Origin of the sequence: Vibrio sp. 1557, assembly GCF_033340175.1 — a bacterium.
GTDB lineage: Bacteria > Pseudomonadota > Gammaproteobacteria > Enterobacterales > Vibrionaceae > Vibrio > Vibrio alginolyticus.
Window position 1 is genome coordinate 1 of sequence record NZ_JAWOVZ010000072.1, and the last position, 500, is coordinate 500.

General features: G+C 49.4%; 1 protein-coding gene. It reads right to left on the reverse strand.

Annotated elements, in window-relative coordinates:
- Positions 1-57: 57 nt before the first annotated feature.
- On the reverse strand, positions 58-500 hold a 443-nt coding region (locus tag R7070_RS24605; RefSeq protein WP_318141333.1), incomplete at its 5' end, for a C-terminal helicase domain-containing protein.

Here is a 500-nt window from a genome sequence, read left to right on the forward strand (position 1 = left end):
GGTTCTAAACGCAAAAAAGCCGCACGAATGCGGCTTTGCTTTCAATGTATCAGCAGACTATTTTGCGTCACGCGGTTCAGAATGCTCACGACGCGGACGATTGTCTTGCGGTTTACGCTTATTCTTAGGTACGTAATTCAAAATCGAAATCGGCACGGGCTTTCTTGGAGCAAAACCTTCGATTTCAACACGCTCAAGCAAGTGGCCCAGACGGCTTTCAATCATGCACAGGTTTTTGAAATCATCCTTCGATACCAAAGAGATCGCTTCACCTTGCGCGCCAGCACGGCCAGTACGCCCGATACGGTGTACGTACTCATCCGCAGGGAATGGCAAATCGTAGTTAATCACTACTGGTAAGTTGTCGATATCAATACCACGCGCGGCAACGCCAGTTGCAACCAGATACTGAATTTCACCCGCTTTGAACTTCTCAATCAGTTCCTGACGAACACGCTGATTGCGACCACTGTGGAACGCTTCAGCCACAATGCCGCGCT